Consider the following 3245-nt stretch of genomic DNA (forward strand, 5'->3'; position numbering starts at 1 on the left):
CTTATCCACAGCCCATGGCATAGGATAAGATCAGCAAAGTAGTGAAATTTGCTGTTTATTTTATGGAAAAAAGACAAATGAAGCATGTGCTTTTAAAATATCATAATGATTATTTTGATAGGTTTTATGAATCACTAAAATAATCTAGTTTGTTAGTTCAATTTACAGACACAAACTGACAAATATATATTATTGATTGTATTTAAGGTTGTATTGTCGATATAGGTTGTATCGTTAAAATACTAACCTATTGAAATATAATGTTTTTAATTTTTTCTCATTTAAAAAAATAATATAGGAGCTAGAATTAACTGACAAGACTGACAAAACTCTTCTGATAAGGTCACTTAGATCATTATCTTTGGAGAAAGGTTGCTTAATGCGCTGTACAGAGAGTTTTGCCTATTTGAGTAGAAAGTTTTAAAAGAGGTTTCTTTATTGTTTTCTATGATGGTTTTTGACGACAGGATGTGCTTGATAGGATGATGTCTCGTTTATATGCGTGTTGAGTGGCTTAGAGGAGCTGGAGAGTGAATTTATCTCTAATTATTGATAAATATATTGTAGCATTAAACTGGGGATATTGATGTATTAACCATTGACGGGCTAAACAGTTTTGTTTAGAGGTTTTTCCATAGAAATGTGGGGGAGAGATCTTCAGCAGTTAAAATAAAGTGGTTTTTGTAAAATAAAGCAGTTTTGGGTGTCACTTTTCTTTGGTAACAGAGGCATGTGCTTTTGTTAAAAGCGTCATAGGGCAGTGGCTGTTTTGAGTGGATTTATTAGCGGTTCCATGAAGTTCTTTTAAAGAGTGCTTCATGAATAATGCAAAGCGGGGGCAATCTGTATTGTTATTGATATTTTTACGCCAAAGTTCTCTTTTGAGAATTTTTCGTGCCATTTTTGTTTTCTTTGGCTTGTTTACAGGTGTAAATGTTTATGCGCGCTCCTCAGCTATTTTTCATTCCCCAACAGATAATTTTTCTCGTAGGTATTCAGAAAAGCAGCAATTAGAAAGAATTGAGAAATTACAGTCTTTAACGCCTAAAAGGATCAAGACGCCTTCAGAGCAAAATCCAGAAATGCTTTTGGGTGGGAAGCAATGTTTTCCCATTCATGCTGTTGTTGTTGAGGGAGTGCATCATGTCAAAAAGCGCTTTATATCAGCCGTAACAGAGTCTTATGTTGGAAGATGTATCGGTCTTGTCGATATTCAGCTCTTAATCAAGAAGTTAACTAAAGTTTATTTGGATCAAGGCTATGTGACGGCGCGTTTTTATATTCCCGATCAAGATATCAAAAACAGCAAGACGCTCAAATTTGTTGTCGTTGAGGGCAAGCTTTCAGATATTTACTATAATGGTTCACCGGCGTCTCGTTATAATAATGTTGTATGGAGTGCTTTTCCTGGGCTTCAAGGTCATGTTCTGAACATGCGCGATATTGAACAGGGGCTTGATCAGATCAACCGTTTGAGTTCAGCGCACGCTCAAAGCGAACTTCTTCCAGGGCGTGAAGAAGGCAGCACCATTGTCAATATTAACAATCATCCCGATAAAATGTTCAAGGTTACTGTTTCTCATGACAATATGGGACAAGCCTCCACGGGTTATGCGCGTTATAGTGCGGGCTTGAGGGTAGAAAATATTTTAGGGATGAATGATGCGTGGGATTTTAACTATCAACGCAGTGAGCCCGATTATTGGGGTGGGAGCAAGCAAGAAGGACATAGCAATAACATTTCAGCGAGTGTGAGTATTCCGTACGGTTATTGGACCTTTGGATTGAATGGCACTGTTTATAATTACCAAAGCATAATCCCTGGCAATTTTACCGATATTGAGACGACGGGGGATTCCAGTGAGTTACACGCCAGTACAAGCAGGGTTCTTTACCGTGATAGTGTTTCCCTTACAACCTTGAATTTAGGCCTTTCTTATAAAAGAACCAACAATTACCTTCTTGGCAATAAGATTGAAGTGGGCAGCCGTCAATATAGTGTCGCCAATTTTGGCATTTCGCATTCGCGCCAGATGTTGGGGGGGACTTGGACCTTTGATGTGAGTTATTTGCAAGGGCTCCCTTTGTTTCATTCAGTAAAGAAACATGCGCCAGGAGCAGGGGATGCGGAGCCACAATTTGCCAAATTTACTGGTACGCTTAGTGTCATGACGCCTTTTAAGGTAGGGAGCTTGGACTTTATACTGAGCAATCTTTTGAGTGGTCAATATTCACCGCATAATTTATTGGGAGCTGAACAGATTTCGTTGGGGGGCGCTTCCAATGTTCGTGGCACGCGTGAGAGTTTGCTTTTTGGCAATAACGGTTTTTTTAGCCGAAATGATTTGTTGCTACGCACCATTCCGTGGAGCAATCACACGACCTTCAAAAAGGTTTTTGGTGAACTTCGCCCTTATGTTGGTTTGGATTATGGGCGTGTGTTTTCGCAAGCTTTGTATGGGATTAAGAGTGACCAGCTTGCCGGTTGGACAGCAGGTGTCAAGCTTGCGGGAGGCATGGTCTCTCTTGATGCCAGTTATTCCAGTATTTTTTGGAGCACAGTTAAGCACAAAAAATCAGGAACATTTTTTATGACATTAACAATGGAACTTTAAGCATTTTTTATTGGGGAGTTAAAGTATGAGATATGAGAAGAGAGCAGAAAGAGCAGCTTTATTAGGTGTTTTAGTCTCCAGTACGATGCTCAAAAAGGTTTTATTTGGGGGACTTGGTTTTTCTTGTTTGTTAGCCCCTTCAGTGTTACAGGCACAAATTACTGTGGATCCTAACGCGAATGCTGCCCATCGCCCAGATATAGTAGCAGCGCCCAATGGGGTTCCCTCGATTGATATTGTTACCCCCAATGGCAAGGGCTTATCACACAATAAATATAACGATTTTAATATTGGAAATCCAGGTGTGATTTGGAACAATCATGCGCAAGAAGTGGGGCAATCGCAGTTGGGGGGCATTATGCCGGGCAATCCGCATTTGCGCCTCACCGGTTCGGCGAAAGTGATTTTAAATGAAGTGACCAGCAGCAAGCGCAGTGCTTTGAATGGTCCAGGAGAGGTTTTTGGGAGCCCCGCCGATGTGATTATAGCCAATCCCAATGGGATAAGTTGTGATGGTTGTGGCTTTATCAATACACCCCATGCGACCTTAACCACAGGTGTACCCGAAATTGATGCGAGCGGTTTTTTGAAAGGCTTTGAGGTGCGAGGTGGGGATATTACCTTTGGCGC

At 40.6% G+C, this 3245-nt stretch carries 2 protein-coding genes; both read left to right on the forward strand.

Going from position 1 to position 3245, the window contains the following annotated elements; translation table 11 throughout:
• Window positions 1-818: 818 nt before the first annotated feature.
• Window positions 819-2615, forward strand: a complete 1797-nt coding sequence (locus ACFIMS_RS05530; RefSeq protein ID WP_375696466.1) for a ShlB/FhaC/HecB family hemolysin secretion/activation protein — start codon at window positions 819-821, stop codon at window positions 2613-2615.
• Between the two features lie 25 nt (window positions 2616-2640).
• Window positions 2641-3245: filamentous hemagglutinin N-terminal domain-containing protein (locus ACFIMS_RS05535; RefSeq protein WP_375696467.1), on the forward strand; the 605-nt coding region annotated here is incomplete at its 3' end.

The sequence above is a fragment of the Bartonella sp. AP331QHHD genome (genome assembly GCF_042195905.1).
In the GTDB taxonomy this organism is placed as follows: Bacteria; Pseudomonadota; Alphaproteobacteria; order Rhizobiales; family Rhizobiaceae; genus Bartonella.